The sequence below is a fragment of the Pseudovibrio sp. Ad5 genome (assembly GCF_001623095.1).
Classification (GTDB): domain Bacteria; phylum Pseudomonadota; class Alphaproteobacteria; order Rhizobiales; family Stappiaceae; genus Pseudovibrio.
In genome coordinates, this window is record NZ_LMCH01000025.1 from 121216 (window position 1) to 146247 (window position 25032).

Annotated in this window: 26 protein-coding genes; 23 read left to right on the plus strand and 3 right to left on the minus strand. The window is 52.5% G+C overall.

All coding sequences use genetic code 11. The features are described 5' to 3' along the window. Positions 1 to 35 precede the first annotated feature (35 nt). The 9 genes from PsAD5_RS12845 to PsAD5_RS12880 all read left to right on the plus strand — a co-directional run bounded on the left by PsAD5_RS12845 (position 36) and on the right by PsAD5_RS12880 (position 7998). The gene (locus PsAD5_RS12845; RefSeq protein WP_063292402.1) at positions 36 to 2165 is read left to right on the plus strand and encodes a terminase gpA endonuclease subunit; all 2130 of its coding nucleotides are present in this window, start codon (positions 36 to 38) and stop codon (positions 2163 to 2165) included. A gap of 3 nt (positions 2166 to 2168) precedes the next feature. Next, positions 2169 to 2747, plus strand: coding sequence for a hypothetical protein (locus tag PsAD5_RS12850; protein ID WP_063292403.1), 579 nt, complete (start codon positions 2169 to 2171; stop codon positions 2745 to 2747). Further along, positions 2744 to 4306 (plus strand): phage portal protein, encoded by a 1563-nt coding sequence (locus tag PsAD5_RS12855; protein WP_063292404.1) that lies wholly within the window; start codon positions 2744 to 2746, stop codon positions 4304 to 4306. The genes PsAD5_RS12850 and PsAD5_RS12855 overlap by 4 nt, the downstream gene beginning before the upstream one ends. A 7-nt stretch (positions 4307 to 4313) precedes the next feature. Next, a complete protein-coding gene (locus PsAD5_RS12860) occupies positions 4314 to 6161 on the plus strand; it encodes a phage major capsid protein (RefSeq protein ID WP_063292405.1) in 1848 nt (615 codons plus the stop codon). An 85-nt stretch (positions 6162 to 6246) separates the two neighbouring features. Then, entirely contained in the window at positions 6247 to 6450 is a 204-nt protein-coding gene (locus PsAD5_RS12865) for a hypothetical protein (RefSeq protein WP_063292406.1), read from the plus strand. 130 nt (positions 6451 to 6580) lie between these two features. After that, entirely contained in the window at positions 6581 to 6724 is a 144-nt protein-coding gene (locus PsAD5_RS28040; protein ID WP_193778151.1) for a hypothetical protein, read from the plus strand. Further along, on the plus strand, positions 6721 to 7032 hold the full coding sequence (locus tag PsAD5_RS12870; protein WP_063289075.1) for a head-tail joining protein: 312 nt from the start codon (positions 6721 to 6723) through the stop codon (positions 7030 to 7032). The genes PsAD5_RS28040 and PsAD5_RS12870 overlap by 4 nt, the downstream gene beginning before the upstream one ends. 8 nt (positions 7033 to 7040) lie before the next feature. Continuing rightward, complete coding sequence (locus PsAD5_RS12875; protein WP_063292407.1) at positions 7041 to 7490, plus strand: hypothetical protein; 450 nt, start codon at positions 7041 to 7043, stop codon at positions 7488 to 7490. Between the two features lie 115 nt (positions 7491 to 7605). Then, positions 7606 to 7998: a hypothetical protein gene (locus PsAD5_RS12880; RefSeq protein WP_063292408.1), complete on the plus strand. Its 393-nt coding sequence runs from the start codon at positions 7606 to 7608 to the stop codon at positions 7996 to 7998. A gap of 335 nt (positions 7999 to 8333) precedes the next feature. Here the strand turns inward: PsAD5_RS12880 and PsAD5_RS12885 are convergent, their stop codons facing one another. Beyond that, positions 8334 to 8699, minus strand: coding sequence for a hypothetical protein (locus PsAD5_RS12885; protein ID WP_153041379.1), 366 nt, complete (start codon positions 8697 to 8699; stop codon positions 8334 to 8336). Positions 8700 to 8969: 270 nt separating this feature from the next. Between PsAD5_RS12885 and PsAD5_RS12890 the strand changes: the two genes are divergently transcribed. The 6 genes from PsAD5_RS12890 to PsAD5_RS12915 all read left to right on the plus strand — a co-directional run bounded on the left by PsAD5_RS12890 (position 8970) and on the right by PsAD5_RS12915 (position 13712). Continuing rightward, positions 8970 to 9305 (plus strand): hypothetical protein, encoded by a 336-nt coding sequence (locus PsAD5_RS12890; RefSeq protein ID WP_063292410.1) that lies wholly within the window; start codon positions 8970 to 8972, stop codon positions 9303 to 9305. A gap of 136 nt (positions 9306 to 9441) precedes the next feature. Next, positions 9442 to 11169 carry a hypothetical protein gene (locus tag PsAD5_RS12895; protein ID WP_063292411.1) on the plus strand — a complete coding sequence of 576 codons (1728 nt, stop codon included), beginning with the start codon at positions 9442 to 9444 and terminating at the stop codon, positions 11167 to 11169. An 84-nt stretch (positions 11170 to 11253) separates the two neighbouring features. Continuing rightward, positions 11254 to 11739 (plus strand): hypothetical protein, encoded by a 486-nt coding sequence (locus PsAD5_RS12900; RefSeq protein ID WP_153041380.1) that lies wholly within the window; start codon positions 11254 to 11256, stop codon positions 11737 to 11739. A gap of 44 nt (positions 11740 to 11783) precedes the next feature. Continuing rightward, positions 11784 to 12416, plus strand: coding sequence for a DUF2460 domain-containing protein (locus tag PsAD5_RS12905; protein ID WP_063292413.1), 633 nt, complete (start codon positions 11784 to 11786; stop codon positions 12414 to 12416). After that, the gene (locus PsAD5_RS12910) at positions 12413 to 13306 is read left to right on the plus strand and encodes a DUF2163 domain-containing protein (RefSeq protein ID WP_063292414.1); all 894 of its coding nucleotides are present in this window, start codon (positions 12413 to 12415) and stop codon (positions 13304 to 13306) included. The genes PsAD5_RS12905 and PsAD5_RS12910 overlap by 4 nt, the downstream gene beginning before the upstream one ends. After that, positions 13281 to 13712, plus strand: a complete 432-nt coding sequence (locus PsAD5_RS12915; protein ID WP_063292415.1) for an NlpC/P60 family protein — start codon at positions 13281 to 13283, stop codon at positions 13710 to 13712. The genes PsAD5_RS12910 and PsAD5_RS12915 overlap by 26 nt, the downstream gene beginning before the upstream one ends. A 13-nt stretch (positions 13713 to 13725) precedes the next feature. Here PsAD5_RS12915 and PsAD5_RS12920 read toward each other — a convergent pair whose 3' ends face one another. Beyond that, entirely contained in the window at positions 13726 to 14085 is a 360-nt protein-coding gene (locus PsAD5_RS12920) for a hypothetical protein (RefSeq protein ID WP_153041381.1), read from the minus strand. 61 nt (positions 14086 to 14146) lie between these two features. On the opposite strand from PsAD5_RS12920, the gene PsAD5_RS12925 reads away from it, so the two are divergent. Beyond that, positions 14147 to 18076 carry a baseplate multidomain protein megatron gene (locus PsAD5_RS12925; protein WP_063292417.1) on the plus strand — a complete coding sequence of 1310 codons (3930 nt, stop codon included), beginning with the start codon at positions 14147 to 14149 and terminating at the stop codon, positions 18074 to 18076. Positions 18077 to 18086: 10 nt separating this feature from the next. Further along, complete coding sequence (locus PsAD5_RS12930) at positions 18087 to 18854, plus strand: DUF2793 domain-containing protein (RefSeq protein ID WP_063292524.1); 768 nt, start codon at positions 18087 to 18089, stop codon at positions 18852 to 18854. Here the strand turns inward: PsAD5_RS12930 and PsAD5_RS12935 are convergent. Further along, complete coding sequence (locus PsAD5_RS12935) at positions 18838 to 19293, minus strand: hypothetical protein (protein ID WP_063292418.1); 456 nt, start codon at positions 19291 to 19293, stop codon at positions 18838 to 18840. The two genes, PsAD5_RS12930 and PsAD5_RS12935, sit on opposite strands and share 17 nt — an antisense overlap. A gap of 185 nt (positions 19294 to 19478) precedes the next feature. Between PsAD5_RS12935 and PsAD5_RS12940 the strand changes: the two genes are divergently transcribed. The 6 genes from PsAD5_RS12940 (at position 19479) to PsAD5_RS12965 (ending at position 24896) form a co-directional block, all read left to right on the plus strand. After that, complete coding sequence (locus tag PsAD5_RS12940; RefSeq protein ID WP_063292419.1) at positions 19479 to 20255, plus strand: glycoside hydrolase family 108 protein; 777 nt, start codon at positions 19479 to 19481, stop codon at positions 20253 to 20255. Position 20256: 1 nt separating this feature from the next. Next, entirely contained in the window at positions 20257 to 20550 is a 294-nt protein-coding gene (locus PsAD5_RS12945; RefSeq protein ID WP_063292420.1) for a hypothetical protein, read from the plus strand. Positions 20551 to 20652: 102 nt separating this feature from the next. Then, positions 20653 to 20976, plus strand: a complete 324-nt coding sequence (locus PsAD5_RS12950; protein ID WP_063292421.1) for a hypothetical protein — start codon at positions 20653 to 20655, stop codon at positions 20974 to 20976. A 132-nt stretch (positions 20977 to 21108) separates the two neighbouring features. Further along, the gene (locus tag PsAD5_RS12955) at positions 21109 to 21333 is read left to right on the plus strand and encodes a hypothetical protein (protein ID WP_063292422.1); all 225 of its coding nucleotides are present in this window, start codon (positions 21109 to 21111) and stop codon (positions 21331 to 21333) included. A 1077-nt stretch (positions 21334 to 22410) separates the two neighbouring features. Continuing rightward, on the plus strand, positions 22411 to 23070 hold the full coding sequence (locus PsAD5_RS12960) for a protein-L-isoaspartate O-methyltransferase family protein (protein ID WP_057464431.1): 660 nt from the start codon (positions 22411 to 22413) through the stop codon (positions 23068 to 23070). Between the two features lie 458 nt (positions 23071 to 23528). Then, a complete protein-coding gene (locus tag PsAD5_RS12965) occupies positions 23529 to 24896 on the plus strand; it encodes a TolC family outer membrane protein (protein ID WP_063292423.1) in 1368 nt (455 codons plus the stop codon). The last annotated feature ends 136 nt before the right edge of the window (positions 24897 to 25032 follow it).

Genomic DNA, 25032 nt, shown 5'->3' on the forward strand with positions numbered 1-25032 from the left:
CTGATGCGCTGCCTATTCTTGCGCCGGTGCGGCGTATGTCGGTTTCAAGTTGGGCAGGTGGTGAGCGCAAGCTGCGGGACAATGGGGCAATCATTGCGTGGGATAACAAGGTAACGCCTTACATGGTGGAGCCTATGGACATGAGTGCGTCACGGCGTTTCCGGGGGACGGTGTTTGCCGGGCCTGCGCGGACTGGCAAAACGGATGCATTGATAATCAACCGCATAGGGCAGGCGATCTGCTGTGAGCCGTGCGACATGCGTGTCATTCATATGGACAGAAACGCGGCGCGTGAATTTGCCTTGAAAAAAGTAGGGGCGCTGATCAACTACACGCCTTCAATCAAGCGGCGCTTAGGCCGGGGCCGGTTCGACAACAACATATTAGACAAGCGTTTTCAGGGTGGCATGACGCTGGATATCGGTTGGCCGGTGGTCTCCAAAGTGTCTGCTTCTGACCTGCCTTTAATGCTGCTGACTGACTATGACCGTGCGCCGGAAGACATTGAAGGGGAAGGCAACCTGTTTGACCTTGCCTTGAAGCGTACGGAAACTTTCGGTTCTCGTGGGATGGCGATTGCAGAAAGTTCTCCGGGCCGCCTGATTGAAGATAATGACTTCTTGCCGCCTGAGGGTGCGCCGCATATGGCACCACCGGCAACGGGCATTTTAGCGCTTTATAACAGGGGCACCCGTGGACGCTATTACTGGACTTGCCCGGATTGCCGCGAGGTCTTTGAACCAGATTATGAGTTACTGCATTTTCCAGATGAGGGCAGCCCGAAAGAGCGCGGCCTTGCTGCTGTGATGGCGTGCCCGCATTGCGGTGCGATCTTTGAACCACGGCACAAGGTGGAGCTAAACCGGGCGGGCCGCTGGCTTCATGAAAGCAAAACCGGGGAGCTGGTGAGCGTTCATGATGAGGCTTTGCGGGAAACGGATCTTGTCACTTACTGGCTGAAAGGGGCGGCCGCTGCCTTCCAGCCGTGGGCGTCCTTGGTTTCCAGATATGAGACTGCTTGGCAGGAGTTCCAGCAAACCGGAGATGAAACCTCATTAAAGACCACTGTGAACGTTGATCAGGGCAAGCCTTATTCCTCGCGCATGGTGGAAGATGAAGACGATTTGAGCGTGAAGCAACTGAAGGACAAGGCAGAGCAATATCTGCTTAAGGTCGCACCACCGGAAACCCGCTTTCTTACCATCGCTGTTGACGTGCAAAAGGGTCGCTTTGTTGTGCAAGTGGATGCCTGGGGGCCGGGGCTGGAGCGCTGGTTGATTGATCGTTTTGATCTTCACGCCCCGCCTGCAGGTGCACCAAGCGCCGACGCACGCGCGATTGACCCGGCAAAGTACAAGGAAGATTGGGACGCGCTTTTGCCCTTGCTGGAAAAGTACTACCCGGTTGCGGGCAGTGGCTACCAGATCAAACCGGCTGCGCTGATCGTGGACAGTGGCGGCGCAGATGGTGTGACGAAGAACGCTTATGCTTTTTTTCGTAAATCGCGCAAGCTTGGCCTGCGCAGGCGTGTGTTTCTTGCCAAGGGGCTGGATCGTTGGGACCGGGACCGGGCAAAGGAAGTCACACCAGAAAAGGAAGAAGGCAAGCGCGTTAAAAAGCGTTCTGATTTGAGAATTGTTCGTGTGGGCACATGGCGGCTTAAATCCGAAATTACCGCCAGCCTTGCCCGTGAAGATCCCGGTGCAGATGCCTATCACCTGACCCGCAACCTACCAAGTGAAGTGTTTGAAGAGTTTTGCGCAGAGCGGCGCACCCCGAAAGGCTGGGTGCTTCGCAAAGGGCGCAAGAGAAACGAGGCGCTTGATTTGGGCGTTTATGGGCTGGCGTTGGTGCTGGTTCTTAGGGCGGAAAAAATCAACTGGAAGCGCCCGCCCATTTGGGCGCGGCGAATGGAAACCAATAGTTTTGCAGCACTCAGGCCAAAGCAAGAGGCAATCCGTGATGCGGGTTCAAAGGATCTTGCCGGGGAAAGTGTGCCTGAAAATCTGCCAGTACCGGCGCAAACTGAAGCGCCGGAGACGCAAGCGGAAGACGAAAAACAGGCAGTGCAAACAACGGTGAAGCCGAAACGGGCACCACCTAAAAAGGCGCGCCGAAAACCAAGGCGCAGAGGCAACGGTTTAGTGGCCGGGCTGCGGGGGTGATACATGGCAGTAATTGGATTTGAAGAGCCTTTAAGCGCAGAACCTAAGGTGATGCGGGCAGGTGACTTTGCATCATGGCGGCGGGATGATCTGGCGCAGACATTCCCGCCAGATGATCACACGCTTTCCTATGTGGGAACATTGGAAGGGGAAGCCCCGGAAAAAATTGAGTTTACAGCAACCGCCCTTGAAGGTGGTTTTTTTGTGAGCCTTGGGGCTGATGAGAACGGCGATTGGACCTCCGGGGTTTACCAGTGGGCAGCCTTCATCACGCGGGACAGTGACGGGGCGCGGAAGACCGTGGGCAGCGGCCGGTTTGAGGTTCTGCCGGATCTGGCAAGCGGGGACGCTATAGACCTGCGCAGCCATAACCGGCGCATGCTGGAACAGATTGAAGCTCTTCTGGAAGGGCGAGCAAAATCTAACGTTGCTTCCTATGAGATTGCAGGGCGCAAGCTGACAAAGCTAACCCCAAAAGAGCTTGCCGACTGGCACACCCATTACCGCAAGCTGGTCAGAATAGAAGACCGCAAGCGCACGGGGCGGGGCAGTCACCACTTGCGGAAGGTGGAGTTTAGATGATGGGTGCATTTTCCAAAATCTTTGGCAGACGTAACAAGCCTGCAGAGCTGCCTGTTAAACAGCCGGGCGGGGCGGTGCGCAAATACAAAGCGGCCCGCCCGGATCGTCTTGTAAAGTTCAAGTTGATGGGGCTCAATTCATCCTTGATGCGGGATGCCCAGGAAGACTTGTTGGGGCTGGTTTCCCATAGCAGGGAGCAAAGCCAGAACAACGATTACCTGAAAGGCTTTTACTCCCATTTGCGGCGCAATGTTGTGGGTCGCAATGGCTTGCAGATTAAGCCAGTTGCCCGGCTTGGTGATGGCAATCTTGACCGGGACAGCAACAAGCTTATCCGCGATGGTTTCCTTGAATGGAGCCGCAAGGGGATCTGCACCACCTGCGGTAAGTTCTCGTTTGCTGATAGCCAGCGCATCGCGCTTACAGCCGCTGCTCGTGATGGGAACTTTCTTGCCCGCAAGTATGTTGGGCCGGAGTTCGGGAGGTTTGGTTTCCAGATCCAGCACCTTGATATCACCATGCTGGATGTGGAGCTAAACAAAGAACTGGACCACGGGCATTACATCCTTGCCGGGGTGGAATGTAACGCGGTGGATCGCCCGGTTGCCTATCACATGTTTAAGCACAACCGCTCTTATTACGGCGGCCGTGGCGAGCGTATTCGCATACCTGCAGATGAGATCGTGCACCTTTATCTGCCCTTTGATCAAACTGCCCCGGTGATTGGTGTTCCATGGGCGCACACGGCTTTGCGGCGCTTGGCGCAAATGAACAGCTTTGAAGACGCAGCCCTTGCGAACGCTGTTTATGGTGCGCAGAAAATGGGCTTTTACACCCGCTCTGCAGATGCTGACCCGGATGAAGAATTAGGCGGTGGTCAGGCGGCCGGGACCAATGGTGAGGCGGAAGACGTAGAAGAAGAAGAGTTCTTTGATGAGCAGGAACGGCCCCGGCTTGAAGAAATGGAAGCTGGTGTTTTGGAAGAGCTGCCACAGGGCTATGACTTCAAAGCTTTTGACCCGGCCTATCCAAGTGGGGAGATGGAACCTTTCATCAAGATCATGCTGCGCGGTGTGTGTTCCGGGCTTGATGTGGCTTATTCGTCTTTGTCCAGCGACTTGGAAAAGGCCAACTTTTCGTCATTGCGGGCCGGGCTTGGTGAAGAGCGCGAACAATGGGGCGTGCTGCAGGGCTGGCTTGCAGATCATTACTGCGGATCTATCTTTCCTGACTGGTTGCGCATGGCGATGCTGAGCGGGCAAGTGCGTTTGCCTATGACACAGCTTGCCCGGTTTCAGGCGGTGGAATGGACCGGTCGGGGCTGGCAATCGGTCAATCCAAAAGACGATGCGGCCGCCAATAGAACCAATATGGAATCCCGCATTAAAAGCCCGCAGGAAGTGGCTGCAGAGCGTGGGCGCACTCTTGAAGATATCTATGACGATTTTGAAGAGGCAAGGGCACTTGCCAAGGATCGCGGCATAGATCTTGACGCGGTGCTTTCTGCCTTCATGAAAACGGTTCCGCCTGCTGAAAAAGAGCAGCCTAAAGAGGACTAATCACACCATGCCAACACATGAATTGAAGCTGCCGGAGCGGTTGTTCCGGCAGGGTGTTTTCGTGCGCGCTAGCGAGGGCGCGGAAGAGGATCTTTTAGAGCTTTCGTTTTCCAGTGATGCACCCATACGCACCTATTGGGGCGTTGAAATTCTGGGTCACGAGACCAGCGAGATTGACCTTGATTTTATTGGAAGCGGGCGTGCGCCCCTACTGATTGACCACCGGGCAACCGTTGCAAATCAGGTGGGCGTGATTGAGCGCGTGGAGATCAAGAACGGCAAGGGCCGGGCTTGGGTTCGCTTTGGCAAATCAGAGTTGGCTCAAGAGATCAAACAGCGCGTTTTAGATGGAGAGCTAACCAATGTTTCTGTGGGCTATCAGATCCGCAAAGCCCGTTTGGAAGAAGAGCATGACGATGACTTAAACGTCTATCGCATCACCCGTTGGACCCCTCATGAAATCTCAATCGTCTCAGTCCCGGCAGATCCTTCTGTTGGTGTTGGGCGCTCAAAGCCTGAGGGGGCTGTTGTTTCCATTGCACTTGAAAGAAAGGCTGATGCAATGCCCAAACCTAATGAATCCGAGACCCCAAAGACCGGCCCTTCTGAAGAAGAGCTGGCACAGATCCGCTCAAAAACTGCGGAAAATGAGGCCAAACGCATTCGCGAAATTGAGGCGACTGCAGCGGAATGGAATTGCCGGGACATTGCGGCGGAAGCGATCCGCTCCGGCATGTCTTCCGGGGACTTTTCAACCAAAGTCTTGATGCTTCAAGGCGAGCGTGGGCAGGAGAAAATCTCCGGTGCCGCTGATATTGGTTTGAGCCAAAAAGAACGCAAGCAATTCTCGTTTGTGCGTGCTTTGAATGCTTTGGGAAATCCGACTAATGCGCAGTACCGTGAAGCTGCTAAGTTCGAGTTTGAATGCTCGGAAGAGGCTGGCAAAAAACGCGGCAAGCAGGGGGAAGGCATTCTTGTTCCTTCTGATGTAATGCGGGCGGATATGAGCGGGCAAACCCGTAACCTGTCAACGGGCACAATCGGAGCTGGTGGTGCTCTGGTTTCTGATAACCTGCTTGCAAGCAGCTTTGTTGAGTTGCTGCGCAAGCGTGCAGTTGTGATGGGCATGGGCGCCCGCATGCTGCATGACCTGGAAGGCAACTTTAAGATCCCACGTATGGTGGGTGGAGCCACCGCCTATTGGGTAGGTGAAAGCGATGATGTGACCAAAAGCGCAGAGGCTTTTGATCAGATCGAACTAAGCCCGCATACTCTGGGTGCGTTTACCGACTATTCCCGCAGACTTCTTATTCAATCCTCGCTGGATGTGGAAGCCATGGTGCGGGATGATCTGGCGCGGGTGATTGGTTTGGAGATCAGCCGGGCAGCGCTGCATAGTGACGGCTCTGGGGAAACTCCAAAGGGGATCGCTGCCACCACTGGCATTAACTCCACCACCTTTGCGGCAAATGCTCCAACATTTGAAGAAGTGATTGCAATGGAAACGGCTGTTGCAACGGATGATGCAGACATTGGAGCCCTGGGCTATGTCCTCAATGCTGCGATGCGTGGATCTTTCAAGACCACGGAAAAAGCTGCTGGGACTGCCCAGTTTATCTGGGAGCAAGGCAACACGGTAAATGGTTACAACACCGGTATTTCTAATCAGGTGCTGGATCACAACGGCTTCTTTGGCAACTGGGCGGATCTTCTGATTGCGCTCTGGACGGGTGTAGATCTGACGGTTGATCCGTTCACTCAATCCACCAGTGGGACCGTGCGCGTGGTTGCCATGCAGGATGTAGATTTTGCAGTGCGTCACCCGCAGAGCTTCTGTCACTCCTTCAAAGCTTAAGCTTTACGCCAGTTAAGCAGCCGGTTCGCCCGGCTGTTTTTATTTGGACTTCTCATATTCTTATCAACTCTCAAGAGGGCAGATCATGGCTGCAAAGATGAAGATTGAAATTTTGAAACGCACGGTTTGCGGTGGTGAACCGGTTGCGCCGGGTGATGTGGTGAACGCTTCTGAAAAGGATGCAAAATTCCTGATCAATATGAAAAAAGCAGAAACAACCACAAGGCGGGTTGGCAAGGCTAAGGCGGGAGAAAAGCCAAAAGAAGAAGACAATCCAGCCGGGGACTAAAACCCGGCTCATATGAGAAGCAAACGGGGGGCTTTGTTGTAGCGTATCCTTATCCGAAAACCAGTTTCCACTTTTCGGGGATACGCTCTGCCTCCCGTTTTTCGTTGGCCTTGGAGGCGAGGATTTACCAGTGAAAAAAGAACTACAGAGCACCACCAGCCTGAAACCACCCAAACCACTCACACCCATCGAGCTTGCGCGGGTGATGGGCAGCACCCGTGTAAACCGGGCGGTTGGTGTGCAGGGCGGGCAAACAATGGTGAAGCGGCAATGATTGATTTTGACGATGATCTAAATGAGATGCTGCGCACTGATGAGTTTGCAACAACGGCAACCTACGCGCTGCAGAACGGGGACACCGGGCACCTCACCGGGATTTTTACCAATGAGGGGGAGGAAACCTCCTTTGGTGAAGTTGGCATGCTCACTTCCAAACCAGTGTTTGCGGTGAAGGGCTCAGATATTCCGGCTGAGTTTGGCGAGGGTGCAGAGCTGCTGATTGACGGGCAACGCTTCACGGCGGCAAGCAGCCCCATGAGTGACGGGGCAGGCTTAAGCCAGATCCTGCTAGAGCGCGAATAGGGGCAGCCATGGCACACATAAGAACGCAGGTGCGCGATGCTGTAGAGGCAGCTTTAAAAGGGCTTCCTTCTACAGAGGATCGCTGCTTTGTCACGCGCACCTTTCCGCTGGATCACAAGCGACTGCCTGCGCTGCTTGTCTATGTGCTGGATGAGCAAAGCCAGCCTGCAGAGATGGGTGCAGACCGCGACATTGAACGGCAAATGAGCGTCACTGTTGAAGCCACGGCCGATGGCAAGGGCTTTGATGATGAGCTGGACCAAATTGCGGTGGAAGTTGAAACCGCACTTGCTGGCAGCGGCTTCTTAGGTGGCTTGGTGAAAGAGCTTTATCTGCAGTCAACCAATCTGGATATAGCAGTGCGCCGGGACCGGGGCGAGAAGCGCCAAGGGATTTTGACACTGCGGTATATGGCGCTTGCCATTGCCCCGGAAAATGACCCGGAAACCGCGCACTAAAGTTGCTTGCGTATCTTCATCCGAAAACCGGTGCCCACTTTTCGGCGATACACGGTAGCCGCGCTTAAGCGTGCGGCTGAGGAACTAACTTTCCAACAAATCAGGAGAACAGAGCATGCCTTTAATTCACGGCAATAAGGGCAGTGTGACTGCTGGCGGTGAAGATGTCGCCAAGGTTCAAAGCTTCAATCTTTCGGTAGAAGCGCCAATCTCGGATGCAACGGCAATGGGTGAAGAGTGGGAAACCCACTTGGAAGGCGCACCAAAACGCTGGTCCGGGTCTATCAGCGCCAAGCGGGTGAAAGGCGACACGGGGCAAGCTGAGCTTAGCGCCGGGGCTTCTGTGGTGTTGCACCTTTATTACAGCGGCAATGAGAGCGGTGAAACCTACGCCTCCGGCACTGCAACGGTTACCAGCGTACAGCATGCGCAGGGCCGTTCTGAAACCATTGATATGACCTTTGAGTTTACCGGCAACGGCCCGCTGACAGAAGAGGCGGTGGCTTAAAACAATGCGGTACTTGCCGTATCCTAAGTGATTATGCGATGCGGTAAGTACTTGGATGTGAGCCATTGTTAGAGTAGGTAGGGCGTTTGTGATGTGCGTTTAGATGGCTCCTAAGAAGTATCAGGCGCGTTTTGTTTTGGTGTAGCATGAACGTGGTTTCTCGGCTTTTTAGTTCCTCGACCTGGAAGGTCGTTGTTGTTTTGGCAATTTGTTTGCCGATCTTGTTCTTTCTGGTAGTTCGGCTTTTTTCTGAAGATACTGCAACGAAATACACCATTGATAGTGTGAGAAAGGTGGAGCAGTTCTATTCGCTTCAGGCGAAAGTTAAGGCTGACCTAAACACCTATCGGCGGATTACTGGCAAAAACTTTGTAGATGTCACGCTTGATGCTTGCGTTGTGCAGATCAGTAATCATTTCAACAATGGCTGCCGCAATATCCATCAAAACCGTGGTGAGCAGACTACGATAAATCTGAGAGAAGTGGGCAACATCACGTTGCACAACTATAAGCTTGAGTTCAATTACAATGAGCGCACCAGAAAACTGCGAGATCAAACGGGGGATCTCATAGAGAAACTCTACAAGCATTATCGAACCAAACAGATTGAGAAAATAAACCGTGAGCGGCTCCATACAAAGCGGGATGACAATGAATTCATTGATCGGCTCTATGATGAGGTGGAAGAGTTTGTTGAGCAAAAAGACCTTCGGAGTTTTTCGTTCCTCCACCACTGTCAAGGTCGAAGCTCGCTGATACCTGATCCTAGTTACTATGATTATTATCTCCTCAGGTATGATGCACCAAAGAGTGTTTGGAATAAGCTACTACAATATCACGAGTTCTGTCTCAGGAACTCTGAGGCAGATATAGCGCGATATGCGCAATAGATCAGATAACATAAACCGCATTAAGGGCTGTTGGATGAAAGATCCAGCGGCCCTTTTTCTTGACATGATGAAAGGATCAAAATGCGTGCGATTGAGCGTGTGAAGAGCCATTACAAACGGGCAAAAAATCAGATTATTGACGTGCCTGAATGGGGGGCAAGAGATCATCCTTTTAAGATCTACTATGACCCGATGACCCCAAACCAGCGCAAGCGCGTGAATGACGAAAATGAGGGACTGGACCCGGAAGCCTTTGTGGATGTGCTTGTGATGAAAGCACAGGATGAAAACGGCGAAAAGCTCTTTAATGCCGATGACAAACACAAGCTTTTAACGGAAGCAGATGGCGCGATCATTGGCCGGATTGCCGTGCAGATGCTTGGCCCATGCGATGCCAGGGAAATTGAAAAAAACTAAGAGGCGATCCGTGGCGCATGTTCTTATTTAAGCTTGCGGATCGCTTGCACATGCGGGTTGCGGATCTTGAAGACTGGCCGGAATCCGAACTTTTAGAATGGTCTATCTACCTAAAATTTGCCGGGGAGCCAAACCCATGACCGTGCCGGATCTTGTCTACAACGTTCGGGCCAATGATAAATCCCGTGCAACCTTTGAACGGAACCGGCGCGAGTTACAAAAGACGCGTCGGGAAACCAAGTTGCTCAACATGGATATGGGATCACTTGGTAAATCTATGGGGGCAATTCGGTTTCTCCCGGCAGCAGCTGCGGCAGCTACGGTTGCCAAGTTGACAGCTGCAATAAAAAGCGCTGTTTCAGAAGGCTCCAAGCTTGCCAAGGTTGCCGATAAGGTGGGCGTAACGACCGATGAGCTGCAGCGCATGCGTTATGGGTTTGAGCTGACTGGTGTTGCGGCTGGCACGACTGATACAGCTTTGCAACGCTTTTCCCGGCGTGTTGGTGAGGCTGCCAACGGGTCTGGTGTTCTTTATGAGATCCTGAAAGCAAATGGCGTCCAACTTCGCGATTCCAGCGGCAAGATGAAAACCCAAGGTCAGATTTTGGGCGAATATGCAGACCTGATTAAAAACGCCAGCTCGGAACAAGAGCGGCTTTTGCTGAGCTTTAAGGCGTTTGACCGGGAAGGGGCCGGGTTGGTTCTGGCACTCAAAAACGGTTCCAAGGGCCTTGATGAGTTGATGGGCAAGGCAGATGAAGCGGGCGGGGTTCTGGATGAAAAGCTTCTGCGCAAGGCAGAAAAGATTGATGATGAATTTGCAAAGATGTGGCGCACCTTTGAAATTGGTGCAAAGCGGGCAACTCTGGCGGCTGCCAATGCAATGGACGTTGCATTTAATACACCGGTTGCAGAGCCAACCCTCAAGGATTTGCAGGTAGAGTTTTCGCGCAAATTGCCGGGGCTTAACCGTGAGTTGTCGCTTGCACAAACGCTTGGTGATGAAGCCCGTATTGCTGAAATTCAAGAGCAAATTGATGCGGTAAACGCCCGCCTTGCAGGTATTCAGAGCGAACGTCAGTTACGCCACACTGGTTTTACAGGAGGACCAACCCGGCGTGGTGGTGGTCGTGGGCGGAAAACTGAGAAACCAACAATCATTCCCGACAAGAAAACGGATAGCAGCGGGGGCGGTGGGTCTTCCAAGACAAAGGTGGACCCTTACGCCCGTGTTTTAGAGCAGCTTAAGTTTGAACGTGATCTGCTGAGCATGAACGCACAGGAACAAAAGCGGGCCAATGTGCTGCGCCTTGCCGGTGTGGAGGCTGCCAGCAAGCAGGGGCAGGAGCTGATTAAAGTTACAGATGAGATCTACGCGCAAACCCAAGTTCAGAAGAAGCACAATGAAGTTGTGAGTTTGCTTGGCGGGATGGCACAGGATTCCATGTCGCAATTTATTGACGCTCTGCGGATTGCTGACACGGCAGCCGGGCGGCTGGTGGCAACGCTGGCAGAGGCGGCCGCACAAGCTGCCTTTATGGGACAAGGGCCGCTTGCCGGGATGTTTGGAACATCGCAGCAATCGAACCTATCAACGGCGCTCATGAGTACGTTTCAAGGCTTCTTCGCAGGTGGTGGTGTGCTTGGTGCCGGGCAGTGGGGCATTGCAGGAGAAAACGGCCCTGAGCCGGTTCTGGGGCCTGCCAGGATCATTTCCAACAAAGACGCCTTTGGAGGCTCTGAGCGCGGTGTGGTGGTCAATCAGTACATCCAAACGCCTGATGTTGAGAGCTTTCGCCAGTCACAAGGGCAAGTATCTGGAATGCTGGTTGATGCTTTGAGCCGTGGGCGGCGCAACCGCTAGAAGAAGAGCAGGAGGTGAGTTTAATCGGTTCCATTAATGAGATATGCATATGAATAGAAATGCAATCTAGAGTAGGTCATAAAAATGGGAACGAGACTAACATCCTGGGTAGAACGCAGATCCGGAGGAAAGTATGAGCAGATTGATAGACCAGACCTGTTTCTATCCTTTGAGCCATTTGCTCCCCCAAATTATGGGGTCTATGCATTTTTAGCAGGTGTTCGAAATTATGCAGGAATTACACCGTTGTCCGCGCCTCGCGGATTGCCTGATGATGTTCGGGAAAGTGTCTCGAAGAGATACTACAGCTATCCTGACGTGCTGCATTCTGCGTCCTGGTTTCTTGTCTCAGAGTTGGCAGAAGTCGACTATTGCGAAGTTATCGAAGACAGGCGCGAACGCCGTGTTGGCTCAGATCGAGCCGATTTTTACCAAACAAACAATACAGTTGCACTTGGTAAAGGTGAACAGATGACACTTCGAGAATTTCTCGGGGCTGAGTTCTTTCTGGACTTGGATGCTTTGACTGCCTGTAATGCAGATCGCATCGTGTTTTGGTTTGAACTCTAAGCTTGCTGTGAAGTTCGATCTGTGTTTGTCGCAGAGAGGCTGACATGCTGGAAGAATTTCATGACACACGGTTTCCGCCAGATATCTCGTTAGGGGCACGCGGTGGGCCGGAACGTAAAACGCAAGTTGTGGTGCGTGCCAACGGCCGGGAAACGCGCAACCAGCAATGGGCGGATAGCCGGAGGAGATACAACGCGGCTAAGGGTGTTCGCTCTGTCAATGATCTGCATAAGGTGGTGGAGTTCTTTGAAGAGCGGCGCGGGCGTATGTTTGCGTTTCGCTGGAAGGATTGGGCAGATTTTAAGAGTTGCCCGCCCGGTGATGCAATCAGCGCCACTGACCAGGTGTTAGGTGTTGGGGATGGCGTGCAAAAGGAATTCCAACTTGTGAAGACCTACGGCGCAACCTTCCAGCCGTATACACGCAAGATCCTTTTGCCTGCAGACACTGCACCGGTTGTGGTGGCCGTGGGCGGTGCTCCGGCCGTGGGGTTTGTGCTTGATGAGACTTCCGGCCTGATCACATTTGCTTCTGCCCCGCCTGCTGGTGAGGACGTTACAGCGGGCTTTGAGTTTGATGTTCCAGCCCGCTTTGATACCGATATGCTGGAATTGACGCTAAACGCCCATGTGCAGGGCAGTGTGACCAATATTCCAATTGTTGAGGTGCTGTTATGAAGCAGCTTAATCCAGCCCTTGCAGAGCACCTGCAGGGCAACTGCACCACCTTGTGTTGGTGCTGGCGGGTCACGCGGCGCGATGGCGTGAAGCAGGGCTTTACGGACCATGACCGGCAATTGGTTTTTTTAGGTGTGGTGTTTGAGGCAGCCGCTGGTTTTACCGGAACGGATGTAGAGGCGAACCTTGGCCTTGCGGTTAACAATATGGACGTGGAAGGCGCGTTTTCTTCTGACAAGATCACGGAAGCAGACATTGCGGCCGGGCTTTATGATGATGCGGAAATCGTGCTTTACCGGGTGAACTGGCAGGATACGTCTCAGCGGGAAGTTATGCAGCGCGGCAACATTGGCGAGGTGAGCAGAGGCGAGCTTGCATTTAACGCAGAGATGCGCAGCCTTGCCCACCGGCTCAACCAGAACACCGGCCGCACTTACCAGTATGGCTGCGATGCTGAGTTGGGGGATAGCCGCTGTGGTGTGGATCTGCAGGCACCGGAGAACAATGGGGCGGGCAGTGTAACAGCGGTAAAAGACCGGGTGTTTACCTGTGCCGGCATAGGTGGGTTCCCAGCTGACCGGTTTTCATGGGGGCAGCTTCACTGGATCACCGGGGCAAACAAAGGTGCTCGCGTCAAAATCAAGGTGCACAAGCTGACAGAGGGCGGGGCTGCAGAGCTGACCCTTTGGCAAGCGCCTGTGCAGCCGATTGTTGCCGGGGATAGCTTTGACGTGTTTGCCGGGTGTGCTCATACCTTTGCGGCCTGCAAAGACAAGTTTGCAAACGCGGTGAACTATCGCGGCTTTCCGCACATGCCCGGCCCTGACTTTATTTTGTCCTACGCTGAACAGGATGAGCAGAAAAATGACGGTTCCTCCTATGTCAAATAAGGTTGTTGCGCTTGCCCGTGGTTGGCTTGGAACGCCTTACCATCATCAAGCCAGTGTCAAAAGGGCTGGTTGTGATTGTCTGGGATTGGTGCGCGGGATCTGGCGGGAGCTTTACGGATCTGAGCCGCAAACGGTTCCGGCTTATTCCCCGGATTGGGGAGAAGTTGGAACACGTGAAACGCTCTTGGAGGCCGGAGAAAAGTACTTCCAGCGGGCAGAGCTGGACCCGCCCGGCCTTGGGGCTGTGGTGGTGTTTCGGGTGCGATCCGGAGCGATTGCAAAACACGCGGGCCTGATCAGCAGGCCGGGTGTGATGATCCACGCACAAGAGGGCGCGGGAGTTGTTGAGGTGCCCTATTCGGGGTGGTGGCAGCGCCGGGCGGTAGCTGCTTTTGGGTTTCCTTGAAAGAACTCTGCAACTATCTGCTCATGCGGCGGCGGATGAACACAACCAGAGCCGCGATAGCCCAGATGAATGAGCTGAGAAGACAATACAAAATTGCATAGATGATCATTAAGGACATCTGGGACCCCATAGTGAGATGCGCTGTCGCATCAATTCCCAGAATGTTGCAAGCAGGAGAAGGCTTGGTTGAGTAGACTGGTTCGCAATAGACAGTCGCAAATCCCAAAAACAAGATCTCAATTGAAAGAAGTACAGCGGGCCAATAGGCCATCACGAGTACAATCGAGAGATCTCTTCTCTTCTTCCTTTCAAAGTACCAAAGAGCGCCGCTGAAGAGCGCAATGGTGCCGATTGCGATGCTCAACAACTCCAAATTTATCTCCATTTTTCTTTCGATTTTCATCGGTAATTGACACAAGCTACAGGGTAAAACAATGGCAACGCTTGTTTTAACAGCGGCGGCAACTGCGATTGCAGGGGCAACAGGTGCAGGGCAGGTTGCGGCCTTTGCTCTTTCTGCAGCGGCAAGCATTGCCGGGAGCTACCTAGACAACATGTTGGTTTCTGCCTTCACTCCGGGCAGCAAGAGCCATGTGGAAGGGCAGCGGCTGGATAACCTGCAGGTGATGGGGTCCAGTGAAGGGGCGGTGGTTCCTCTTGTCGCCGGGCGTGCGCGTGTTTCCGGGCAGGTGATCTGGGCAACAAATCTGCATGAGGTTGTGACCACCACAACGGAAAAACATGGCGGTAAGGCGGGCGGTGGTTCGTCTTCTACGGTGACGCAAACAACTTACAGCTACTATGCCAACTTTGCGGTTGGGATCTGTGAGGGGCCAATCTCTGACATTTTGCGGGTGTGGGCGGATAGTAAGGAAATAGACACAACCAAAATCACCATGCGCATTTACAAGGGTGATGAGGAACAGGAAGCCGATCCGTTGATTGCTGCCAAACAGCGCAGCCCGGATGTGCCAGCCTATCGCGGCCTTGCCTATGTGGTGTTTGAAGAACTGCCCCTTGCAGACTTTGGAAACCGCTTGCCACAACTGACTTTTGAAGTGGTGCGCTGCGTTGGCTATGAGGAAGAAAAGCTGACGGCTGTCTCTCTTATTCCCGGCTCTACTGAGTTCGGTTATTCCAAAACACCCGTGAAGGATGGCAAGGACGGCCCCACCACTGCCTATAACAACCGGCACACACTTTCCGCAGCAACTGACTGGGAGCACTCCATAGATCTTTTGCAGAGCACCTGCCCGGAATGCAAAACGGTCTCTCTGGTGGTGGCGTGGTTTGGGGATGATTTGCGAGCGGGAGAGTGCACGATTGCGCCTCGTGTGGAGGCACGCAAAACCACCAGCCCGATTGAATGGCGCGTTGCCGGACTAAGCCGGGATGAAGCGCGGCTTGTCTCTTATGTCGATGGGAAGCCCGCCTATGGTGGCTCGCCTTCTGACAGTGTTGTCATTGAAGCAATCAAGGATCTGAAAGAGCGCGGCTTTAAGGTGATGCTTTATCCGTTTGTCATGATGGATATTCCAGAAGGCAACGGCCTGCCAGATCCTTACGGGGAGGCAGAACAAAAGGCTTATCCGTGGCGCGGCCGGATCACTTGTCACCCGGCAGCGGGGCAGCCGGGCAGCCCGGATGGAACGTTTGAAATCGAACCGCAACTTTTTTCATTCTTCGGGGAGTCTGACCATTTTGATGTTAGTTGGGATGGTGATCAAGTTATCTACACTGGCGATTATCGATGGAGTTATACCCATTTTGCCTTGCACCTTGCGATGTTAGCAAAGGCAGCGGGCGGTGTGGATGCTTTTGTTGTTGGAACGGAAATGCCGGGCATTTCGGCTCTAACATGGGGGTTTGATGACTTTCCGTTTGCATACTTCATGGCATATATCGCCGAGGAAGCGCGCAAGATCATGGGGCCGGATGTAAAGATAGGTTATGCTGCTGACTGGTCCGAGTTTCACAGCCACCGGCCTAATGATGGCAGCGGCGATGTGTTCTTTCATCTCGATTATCTTTGGGCTCATGACGATATTGACTTTATTGGCATAGATAATTATCTGCCGCTGACCGATTGGCGCGATCATGAAAACCATGAGGACCACGGGCAAGGTGCGCAATCGATCCATGATCTGGACTATCTGAAAGCTGGCATCGAGGGCCGGGAGTATTTTGACTTCTACTATGCCTCTGATGAGGACCGGACCAACCAGAACCGCACCTTGATTGCAGATCAGGACCATGGTGAGCACTGGGTGTTTCGTCAAAAGGATTTGCGGGGCTGGTGGGGAAACCCGCACCACAACCGGCCGGGCGGGGTGCGTTCAAATACCTCAACTAACTGGGTGCCAAAATCAAAGCCTATCTGGTTTACAGAGTTTGGCTGCCCCGCGATCGACAAAGGCACCAATCAGCCAAACGTGTTTTATGATCCCAAATCCTCAGAAAGTCAGGTGCCCTATTTTTCCTCCGGGGTGCGTGATGACCTGATACAGCGGCGTTACCTTCGCGCCATGCTGGAATACTGGGCTGTAGAGGCTGGCAACAATCCAGTTAGCCCGGTTTATGGCGGGCCTATGGTGGACCCTGTGAACATGTTTGCATGGGCTTGGGATGTGCGGCCGTTTCCATCGTTTCCGGTGGAATCCGATACCTGGGCGGATTGGGGCAACTTCACCACCGGGCATTGGCTTTCCGGCCGTGTGGGCGGTGTCTCAGTTGATGGCATTGCCCGGCTCTTAATGGAGCGGGCGGGCTTGCGTGAAGGCATAGACTTTGAAACTGCCGGGGCGGATGGGGTTGCTGATGGCTTCCTTATCTCTTCCATCACCAGTGCCCGCAGCGTCTTGGAAACCCTTGGGGCTGTTTTCTTCTTTGATGCGGTGGAATCGGGCGGCCGGGTGGCGTTTCGCCCGCGTCGTTCCCGCTATCCCTTAGCTGAGATTGAAGCAGAGCAACTGGTTGATCAGGGCAAGGACAAAGAGCGGGTTTCCATTACAAGAGCGCAAGAAACCGAGTTGCCTGCAGTGGTGCGGGTAACGGCCTATGACAGCTCGAAGGATTTTAACACAGCAACTGCTGAGGCGCTGAAAGGGGCTGTTTCAACTGAAAGGGTTGTGACTTCTGATCTGCCTGTCGTGACCAACTATGAGCGCCTGCAGGGCATGGCTGAAAGTCTGCTGCAGGAGGCTTGGGCGTCACGGGAGCGCTTAAGCTATGTGCTGCCTCCAACGGACCTGCACATAGAACCGGGCGACTATCTTAAGCTAACCGTTTCCGGCCGTGTGTTCGCGGTGCGGGTGCTTTCCGTCAAGGATGGAGACGCCCGCATGATTGAAGCGGTGACCTATGATGCACCGGTGTATGAAGCCACCAAGGGAGCAACACGGGCCTTTGTCTCAAAAGGGCAGGTGCTGCAGGCGGCCGCCTTGGGGGTGTTCATTGATGGACCGCTTTTGCGTGATCAGGACACACCATGGCAAGGCTACCTGACCGGCTATCAGTTGCCGTTCTCAAAGGGCATGGCGTTCTTATCCAGCCCGGTGACAAGTGGCTATGAGCTGCGGGCCGCCCTTAATCAGCAAGGTGTGCTTGGGGAGCTGCAGGCACCCTTACCTGCAGGGTCGCTGCACCGCTGGGACAAAGGCAACCGGGTAGAGGTCAAGCTCTACAACGGGGCGCTGGCTTCTCTTGAAGAGGATCTGGTTTTCTCTGGTGGCAATGCCATGCTGATTGAAGGGGCAGGCGGTGAATGGGAGCTGTTGCAGTTTGCCAATGCTGAGCTAACCGGCACGCGCACCTATACCTTAAGCAAATTGTTACGCGGGCAGCGGGGCAGTGAGCCGGGCATGGGTGCACCTGCAGGGGCGCGTGTGGTGGTGCTGGATGGCGGCATGACACAAAACGGGCTTTCTCGTTCTGAGTTGGGTTTGCCGCTTAACTGGCAAGCAGGCCGGGCCGGGGCTGGTGTGGGATCGCAGGATTACACCAGTTACCAAAAGACCTTCACCGGCCGTGGAGAGCGGCCACTTTCGCCTGAGCATTTGAACGCCCGTGCGCAAGCTGATGGCAGTATTGCAATAAGCTGGATAAGGCGCACACGAACGGGCGGGGATAGCTGGGAGGTGGCAGAGGTGCCTCTTGGTGAGACTGTAGAAAGTTATAGTGTTGAGATCCGTGAAGGGGGCGTTTTAAAGCGCTCCCTTTCTGCTTCCAAAGGCTTTGTTTTCTACACGGCCGCCATGCAGGCGGAAGACTTTGGCGGCCCTGCATCCAGCTTTGATGTGTGGGTTTATCAACTATCAGAGGTCTATGGGCGCGGTGTTCCTGCCGTTGCTCACTTCGAGACGTAAAGGGGAAGCTATGAGCACTACGGCACACTTGAACCTGCCGATGATTGCAGCTGCGCAATCGCAAAAGCATGTGACCCATAATGAGGCGTTAGCGCTGCTTGATGTGGTGGTGCAGCTCTCAGTCATCTCAAACAGCCTAACCAATCCGCCTGCAGATCCAGAAGAGGGGGCGCGTTACATAGTACCTGCAGGAGCGGCTGGTGCTTTTGCCGGGCATGAAAACGAGATTGCGGCCTTTAGCGCCGGGGCTTGGGCGTTTCTTACACCTGGCACCGGGTGGGCTGCTTGGATCGAAAGCGTGGAAAGTATGCAGGTTTTTTCTGGTGGGGCATGGGGCAGCTTTTCTTCTGTGGTCGGTCTGGGCACAGATCCGAACACGGGCGGCCTTGCCTTCCAGCAAGAGAAAACCGTTTTAAGTGAAACGGACAGCAAAGCGCAAAGCCAGTTTGTAACCGTGGATGAAGAGCTAAGCCTTGCGGGGAGCAGCGTTGATAGCTCGGTTTTAATCCCTAACCGGGCAATCGTGTTTTGTGTCTCAGCACGCACTGTGGAAGCTGTGACAGGGGCAGCCTCTTATGATTGTGGCCTTGCTGGTGAGCAATCCAAGTTCGGCGGATCTTTGGGGGCAGCCGTTGGCTCAAACAATGCCGGGGTGATCGGTCCGACTGCGTTTTACAGTGATACGGCCGTGCGGCTTACAGCCAATGGCGGCGACTTCACCGGGGGCAAGGTGCGCATTGCCTTGCATTACTTCCTGCCAGTTACTCCGCAGAGTTAAGAAGGCGATAGGGGTCTCCACCGGGTTGGGATAAAACAAAACGCTTCTCGCTTGGATCGTAGTTCCATTTGAAGTTTAAAGCTCCTGCGATGTCTTCAATATGTACTTCTTGTGAGAGACGTTCCTTCAGCTGTTCTTTTGTGAGTTTATCAGCGAATCCCAAAGCAATTTGCTCATGCAATTGATCTGTCATTGAGAGCAGTTGCTCGTCAATTTTAGAGAGATCATTCTCGACCCTTTCGTGAACGTTTGAAAGGTTTTCAGCACTGTAAACTTCCATCATGAGTGGTTGTAGTTCTTTTCTTGTATGGGCTCTGTAGTGTTGCATGAAATTTAGTTTCTCGGCGTACTGCTTGGCGAGATCGAGTTTCCCTGTTTCTGCGTACACTGATGAACACCAGAATACGAACAGGTTCAGCGCAATAAAAAGAAACTTCATGTACTCCGCGTCCTTACAAACATCTCAAAAATTTGACTTGGAAAATAAGGCTAATCGATGAGAGGCTCAAATGAATAAATTTCATTCGTTTTCTTTGTAATTCAACCGTTTCACCGGCCGCAAGAGCGGCTTTTTTTGTACCTGCACGGGAGCTTTCAGCTCCCGTTTTTTGTTAGGGGCAGAGCATGCAAGAGACGTTTCGACTGATTATTTTAGACTTACTTGGGACTGAAGGCGGGTTTGCAAACCGTTCGCGTAAAGCAGATCCGGGCGGCCCAACTAATCTTGGCGTCACTCAAAGAACTTTGTCGGCTTGGCGCGGACGTGCGGTGAGCGTGGAAGAAGTGAAGCGCCTGAGCCGTGAAGAGGCAATTGATATCTACCGGGCGCAATACTGGGATGCTGTGAAAGGCGATAAGCTGCCGCGTGGGTTGGACTATGCCGTTTTTGATTGTGCCGTAAACTCCGGCCCGGCGCGGGCCGTCAAGATCCTGCAGAAGATCCTCAAAGTCAAAGTAGATGGCGTGTTGGGCCTGATTACGTTGGGTGCAGTGAAGGCGCATTCTGCCACGGCCTTAATCAACCTGTTCTCAGTCGCTCGCCTGAAGTTCATGAAGCGGCTGAGAAACTGGCCCTACAACAAGACCGGCTGGACGCGGCGTGTACGTCATGTGCAGGAGCGCTCCCTAGAGCTGGTGGGCAATGCCATGATTAAACGTGCACCAACTCCAAATCTGGAACCTCATGAAAATGAGGAAGGTTCCAAGGCGGTTGATGAGGAAACCAGCGCACTCAGCGCATGGCTAAGCCCGGACGGGATCACTAAGGGCGCAATGGCCGCTTCTGGCTTCTCCGGCATTCTGGCGGGGTCCGGGCCGGTGCAGTGGGGCTTTGCAGTCGCTCTGATTTTAAGCGTGGGCGTTGCTGGTTATTTGCTGATCAATAAAGAGCGGGCCGCCTGAGATGGGGGCGGTTCTTCCCTTCCTGATTAAAACGAAGATAGGGCGGGCATTGGTGGCCGCCCTTCTTCTTTGTGCACTTGCGGCCGTTGCCTGGCACCAGATCCGGCAGGGAGCGTTTATCGAGGCAGAGCGTGAAGCTTTGCAAGGGACTGTGAAAGCGGAACAGCAAAGGAAGCAAGATGATGCCTATTTGCAAGGTCTTGAAGATTACCGCTTGTGTCTTGAGTACTTTGATGATTCCGGGCTGCGAAACGTTGCAGAGTGCGAGCAGTTGCAGTGGGTTCACAAAGAATAATCTAAGCCCCCAAGGCTTTGTGGTGCTGGTTCAAGTGGACAGGGCGGGGGCAAACAGAGTTGCAGCAAATGACAGGAACGGACAGAGGCAGGGCTGCTGGAAATGACGGATTTTATCTTGGAGATTTTCTATCATTTACCGTTCTGGAAAACGGCCGTCATTGTTGCTTTTGCTCTTATTGGCGCTTTGCTTCAAGAGGCTGGCTTCTGGCAACGCGTGCTTACATTCTTCATCGGAATTGCTGCGGCCGTAACCTTCACTCAGCCGCTCCTGGACTTCTTTGAACTGAGGCCTGCGTTTAGTGACGCGACGGCTGGTGTGCTTGCTATGAGTGGGCGTAATATGACTGTGTTTGTGTTGCGGCTTTCTCGGGATCCGTTCAAATCGGCAGGGATGATATTGAAAATCTGGAAAGGCTTCAGGTGAGTGTCCAAGATAAAGAGCTACAACTGTATCCTGCACAACCTGCCTCTTATTCTCACCAGTAACTCAGGGCATGAATTCGGTTCCTAATGCATATGTGTGAAATTAATTACACGTAATTATTAGGAGAATTTCATGTTTGTGGCTGTTTATCGAACTTCAATTCTAAGCTTGGGTGTTGATGAAGAGGAAGCTATCAACCAGGCGCTATGTATTTTGAAAGGACTGTCAAATGAGGAGAGCACTCACATTGCCAGCCACTTACAGATAAGGCCAATTACTGAGCAAGCTTGCAATCAGATTATATATAAGGAAAGTATTTCTCTAAAAGTAATCAACGGCGAAGTCGGGTCGTTATAGTAATAAATCCACCCAGCGGCGGGGGTGGAGTGAATTGATGCGTAAAATTAAGTTATTATAATTAGTCCATAGTTTTGCCAACGAAATTTTATTGGGTGTTACTTATATTTTGTTAGGTGGTTCTAATATTCTCACGTGTGAATCGTGTTGATAAACGACAAATAGTATTCAGTGTTATTCACCGTGCTCGTGTGCGTCTTGAATATTCAAGGATTCCATTGCTAGGCGGTGCTCCTCAAGATTGGATTGTCAAATATCCGGAGGAGTGGCGATGAAATTGAAAACTAACAAAAACAATGGGCTTGTTGTGATGCCGTGTTGGTATTGGTGTGTTCTCAGCATCCGCAGGTTCTTGTGGTTGATCCCAGCGTTGCTATGTGTCTACTCGGCGTATGTTGCAGGTTTGCGAATTGTGCCTGCGCTTAGCCGCTCTGATATCTCCACTGCAGGCTGGAGCTTTTTCTTGGCATTTATAAGCTTGGTGTTCGCGCGCTACTATGTAGGGCGGTGTTTTTCAACTTTAGAATGCAAATAGAAACAGGTTGGTTGCGCGATTCAGATGTGGTGTCTGTTTACCGGCCATGATGGGCGTGAAAGCGGTGAATATCTTGGAAAATTGAGAGTGATAAAAGTTAGGCAAATAGACTCTGAAAAGCACAAATTTCATGCATCTTTAGACACACGATGTAACTAAAAAAGAGTATGTATTTGAATTAGTTGGGAGATTTTTGAGCTGGATTTGCAATCCGCTGCGCCACCACTCCGCCAAGAGGCCCCGCTGTGGTGTGAGGGGCTTTTCTGATATTTGGGGCGGATAGTCAAGCGGGCAAATTCACTTTCCACGATCACTCTTGTGTAAAACACCGAAATCTATGGGGTTTACCTAAGTGAGTAGCTTTCTGGATGAGGCACGGCTTTTCTTCCTGCATGGAGAAAAAGCTCGTATTTGCACCGTAAAGTTCAAAAATAGAAAAACAACAGAGGGAACTGTTTATTTTTACGGATCTGGCAGCTTGTGTTTGTGGTGCATGAGCGATATTTCTCAGCCAAAGAATCTTGCGAGACAGTGAGGACAGGATGGTCAACTTCGCGGAACAAAGAACACTGATGGTCGACAATCAGCTGCGGACCAATGATATTACAGACCTGCGCATTATTGGTGCTATGGGCAAGGTGCCTCGCGAAAAGTTTGTTCCGGAAAACCTGCAGGAGCTGGCCTATATTGATGAAGATGTAGCCGTTGATGAAAAAGGCGAGCGTAAAATGCTCAAGCCGCACATCTTTGGTCGTCTTGTTCAGCTGGCTGATATCACTGCCAAGGATGTAGTTCTGGTGGTTGGTGCTGCCTCTGGTTATGGCGTGGCGATCGTTTCCTATCTTGCTGAGGCTGTTGTTGGTCTGGAAGTTGATGTGGCGCTGTCTGAGGCGGCTTCAGCGAATCTTGAACAGTTGGGCATTGAAAATGCTGCTGTGATTGATGGCGATCTGGCCAAGGGTTATGCGGCTGATGCGCCTTATGATGTTATTCTGGTGAACGGTTCCGTTGAAGAGCTGCCGGAAGCCTTGACTGCTCAGCTGAAAGACGAGGGGCGTCTTGTTGTGGTTGAGGGGGAGAGCAATGCGGGCGTTGCGCGGCTTTACACCAAGTCTGGCGGCAATGTGAGTTCTGTGTTTGCGTTTAATGCGCATGCATGTGCGCTTCCAGGTTTTGAGAAGCCGGAAGTCTTTGAATTCTAAACGCTTGCGATGCAGGTACTGAGATGTGAGGCGAGGGGCAACCTTCGCCTTTTTTTGTTTTCTGTGAAGTGTTGTGATGAATTTCCGTTTTCGTGATGTGAATTACAGTTTTGTCCCAATGCTGGTTTAAAGCACTTCAGACTCTGGTGGGGTAAAATGAGAACTGGTTGCTGCTGCTGTCTTTTCTATCAATGATGTAGAGATATCCACGTTTCAATCATTGGGTGAAAAAACGGTAGTAAAAACTTAATGGTTCTATTAGTGTGCCTCCGGGGAATGATATTCTGTGATTGGTCTAGGTAATTGTATCGATAAGATGTTGCCTGTTCGTCGCAGTATTTATTTTTTTCCAAAATCGGCTTGATCGCCGGTTTCGGAAAACGCCGAATAAGATATACATTTCGGCGAGTGTGTTGGGTTTGCGGTTCGTAAGATTGACCCTGTTTGAGGCATATAAAGTGGTTTCTCGGAAAACGTTAACGGGTGCAGTTGCAGTAGTCGGCTTGCTTGTGAGTGCTCAAGGCGCGAATGCTCTTTCAATTAAAGAGGCATTGGCTGCTACCTATCAGAATAACCCGACATTAAACGCATCACGCGCTCAGCTTCGTGCGACAGATGAAGGTGTGCCACAGGCTTTGGCCGGATGGCGCCCAAGCATTATTGCCAGTGGTAATTATGGTTACCAGTGGCAGGAGACACAGGGCACTAACCGAAACCGTAATGAGTATACAGCATCCTTGCAGGTTACTCAGCCGCTGTTCCGTGGTTTCCGGACTGTGAACTCTACCCGTCAGGCTGAAGCTATTGTTCGTGCTCAGCGTGAAGATTTGCGTACAGCAGAGCAGACTGCGCTTTTCCAAGCTGCGACCGCATACATGGACGTCATTCGCGATACCGCGCTTGTGTCTTTGCGTCGGAGTGATTTGAAATTCCAGGAAGAGCAGGTTCGGGCCTCTAAAGATCGCTTTAATGTGGGCGAAGGTACGCGGACGGATGTTTCTCAGGCTGAATCAGGTCGTGCTCGTGCGCAGTCCACACTGAACACAGCGCTGGCAAACCTGAACACAAGTCGTGCGATTTTCCGTCAGGTGATTGGCATTGATCCCAAAAACCTGAGCGCTCGCACCAATGTGACAAGCTTGTTGCCGAAGACTGTTTCTTCTGCAATCTCTATTGGTCAGGAAGAGCATCCTGCGATCCAGTCTTCTCAGTTTCTGGTTGATGCCGCTCAGTTTGCAGTGAAAACTGCTGAGGGTGTATTGCTTCCGACTGCTGATGTTCAGGGAACATTGTCCTATAGCGACAACAACCTTCCTGGCGTGTCTGGAAAGCCGACCAGAACAGCATCTATTTTTGGTCGTGTGACTGTTCCTATCTACCAGAATGGTAGCGAATACTCTGTTGTGCGCCAGTCTAAAGAAGATCTGGGTCGCACCGAGATTTTGGTTGATGTGTCCCGTGATAGCATCCGTGCTCAGGCGATCTCCTCCTGGGGGCAGCTGAATGCATCGATCGCTTCCATTACGGCAGCTGAAGCACAGGTTGCTGCGGCTCGTCTTGCTTTGGAAGGCGTGATTGAAGAGCAGCGTGTTGGTCAGCGGACCACGCTTGATGTTCTGGATACACAGAGTGATCTGGTGGATGCGCGTGTAACATTGGTGACAGCGCAGCGTGACCGTGTGGTTGCTGCTTATGCGGTTCTTTCCTCTGTTGGTCGTCTCGACTATAACAGCCTGGCATTGACCGGTGCGCGTTATGACCCAACTGAACACTACCGTCTGGTACGTGATAAGTGGATTGGTCTGCGGACCCCGGATGGGCGTTAAGCTCCTCTGATATAATGAAATTTTGGAGAAGGGAGCCTCACGGGCTCCCTTTTTTGTTGCCGCATTTTCAAAATTGCTCGTTTTCCTTGTGGGAATTGGCATTTTGCAGAATATGCGGGTGTCAGGCGGGACCGCT

Bases quoted from the DNA above. Each gene is read 5' to 3' on its own strand.
- PsAD5_RS12845 (WP_063292402.1), top strand. From the start codon at position 36: ATGTCGGTTTCAAGTTGGGCAGGTGGTGAGCGCAAGCTGCGGGACAAT.
- PsAD5_RS12850 (WP_063292403.1), top strand. From the start codon at position 2,169: ATGGCAGTAATTGGATTTGAAGAGCCTTTAAGCGCAGAACCTAAGGTG.
- PsAD5_RS12855 (WP_063292404.1), top strand. From the start codon at position 2,744: ATGATGGGTGCATTTTCCAAAATCTTTGGCAGACGTAACAAGCCTGCA.
- PsAD5_RS12860 (WP_063292405.1), top strand. From the start codon at position 4,314: ATGCCAACACATGAATTGAAGCTGCCGGAGCGGTTGTTCCGGCAGGGT.
- PsAD5_RS12865 (WP_063292406.1), top strand. From the start codon at position 6,247: ATGGCTGCAAAGATGAAGATTGAAATTTTGAAACGCACGGTTTGCGGT.
- PsAD5_RS12870 (WP_063289075.1), top strand. From the start codon at position 6,721: ATGATTGATTTTGACGATGATCTAAATGAGATGCTGCGCACTGATGAG.
- PsAD5_RS12875 (WP_063292407.1), top strand. From the start codon at position 7,041: ATGGCACACATAAGAACGCAGGTGCGCGATGCTGTAGAGGCAGCTTTA.
- PsAD5_RS12880 (WP_063292408.1), top strand. From the start codon at position 7,606: ATGCCTTTAATTCACGGCAATAAGGGCAGTGTGACTGCTGGCGGTGAA.
- PsAD5_RS12890 (WP_063292410.1), top strand. From the start codon at position 8,970: ATGCGTGCGATTGAGCGTGTGAAGAGCCATTACAAACGGGCAAAAAAT.
- PsAD5_RS12895 (WP_063292411.1), top strand. From the start codon at position 9,442: ATGACCGTGCCGGATCTTGTCTACAACGTTCGGGCCAATGATAAATCC.
- PsAD5_RS12900 (WP_153041380.1), top strand. From the start codon at position 11,254: ATGGGAACGAGACTAACATCCTGGGTAGAACGCAGATCCGGAGGAAAG.
- PsAD5_RS12905 (WP_063292413.1), top strand. From the start codon at position 11,784: ATGCTGGAAGAATTTCATGACACACGGTTTCCGCCAGATATCTCGTTA.
- PsAD5_RS12910 (WP_063292414.1), top strand. From the start codon at position 12,413: ATGAAGCAGCTTAATCCAGCCCTTGCAGAGCACCTGCAGGGCAACTGC.
- PsAD5_RS12915 (WP_063292415.1), top strand. From the start codon at position 13,281: ATGACGGTTCCTCCTATGTCAAATAAGGTTGTTGCGCTTGCCCGTGGT.
- PsAD5_RS12925 (WP_063292417.1), top strand. From the start codon at position 14,147: ATGGCAACGCTTGTTTTAACAGCGGCGGCAACTGCGATTGCAGGGGCA.
- PsAD5_RS12930 (WP_063292524.1), top strand. From the start codon at position 18,087: ATGAGCACTACGGCACACTTGAACCTGCCGATGATTGCAGCTGCGCAA.
- PsAD5_RS12935 (WP_063292418.1), bottom strand. From the start codon at position 19,293: ATGAAGTTTCTTTTTATTGCGCTGAACCTGTTCGTATTCTGGTGTTCA.
- PsAD5_RS12940 (WP_063292419.1), top strand. From the start codon at position 19,479: ATGCAAGAGACGTTTCGACTGATTATTTTAGACTTACTTGGGACTGAA.
- PsAD5_RS12945 (WP_063292420.1), top strand. From the start codon at position 20,257: ATGGGGGCGGTTCTTCCCTTCCTGATTAAAACGAAGATAGGGCGGGCA.
- PsAD5_RS12950 (WP_063292421.1), top strand. From the start codon at position 20,653: ATGACGGATTTTATCTTGGAGATTTTCTATCATTTACCGTTCTGGAAA.
- PsAD5_RS12955 (WP_063292422.1), top strand. From the start codon at position 21,109: ATGTTTGTGGCTGTTTATCGAACTTCAATTCTAAGCTTGGGTGTTGAT.
- PsAD5_RS12960 (WP_057464431.1), top strand. From the start codon at position 22,411: ATGGTCAACTTCGCGGAACAAAGAACACTGATGGTCGACAATCAGCTG.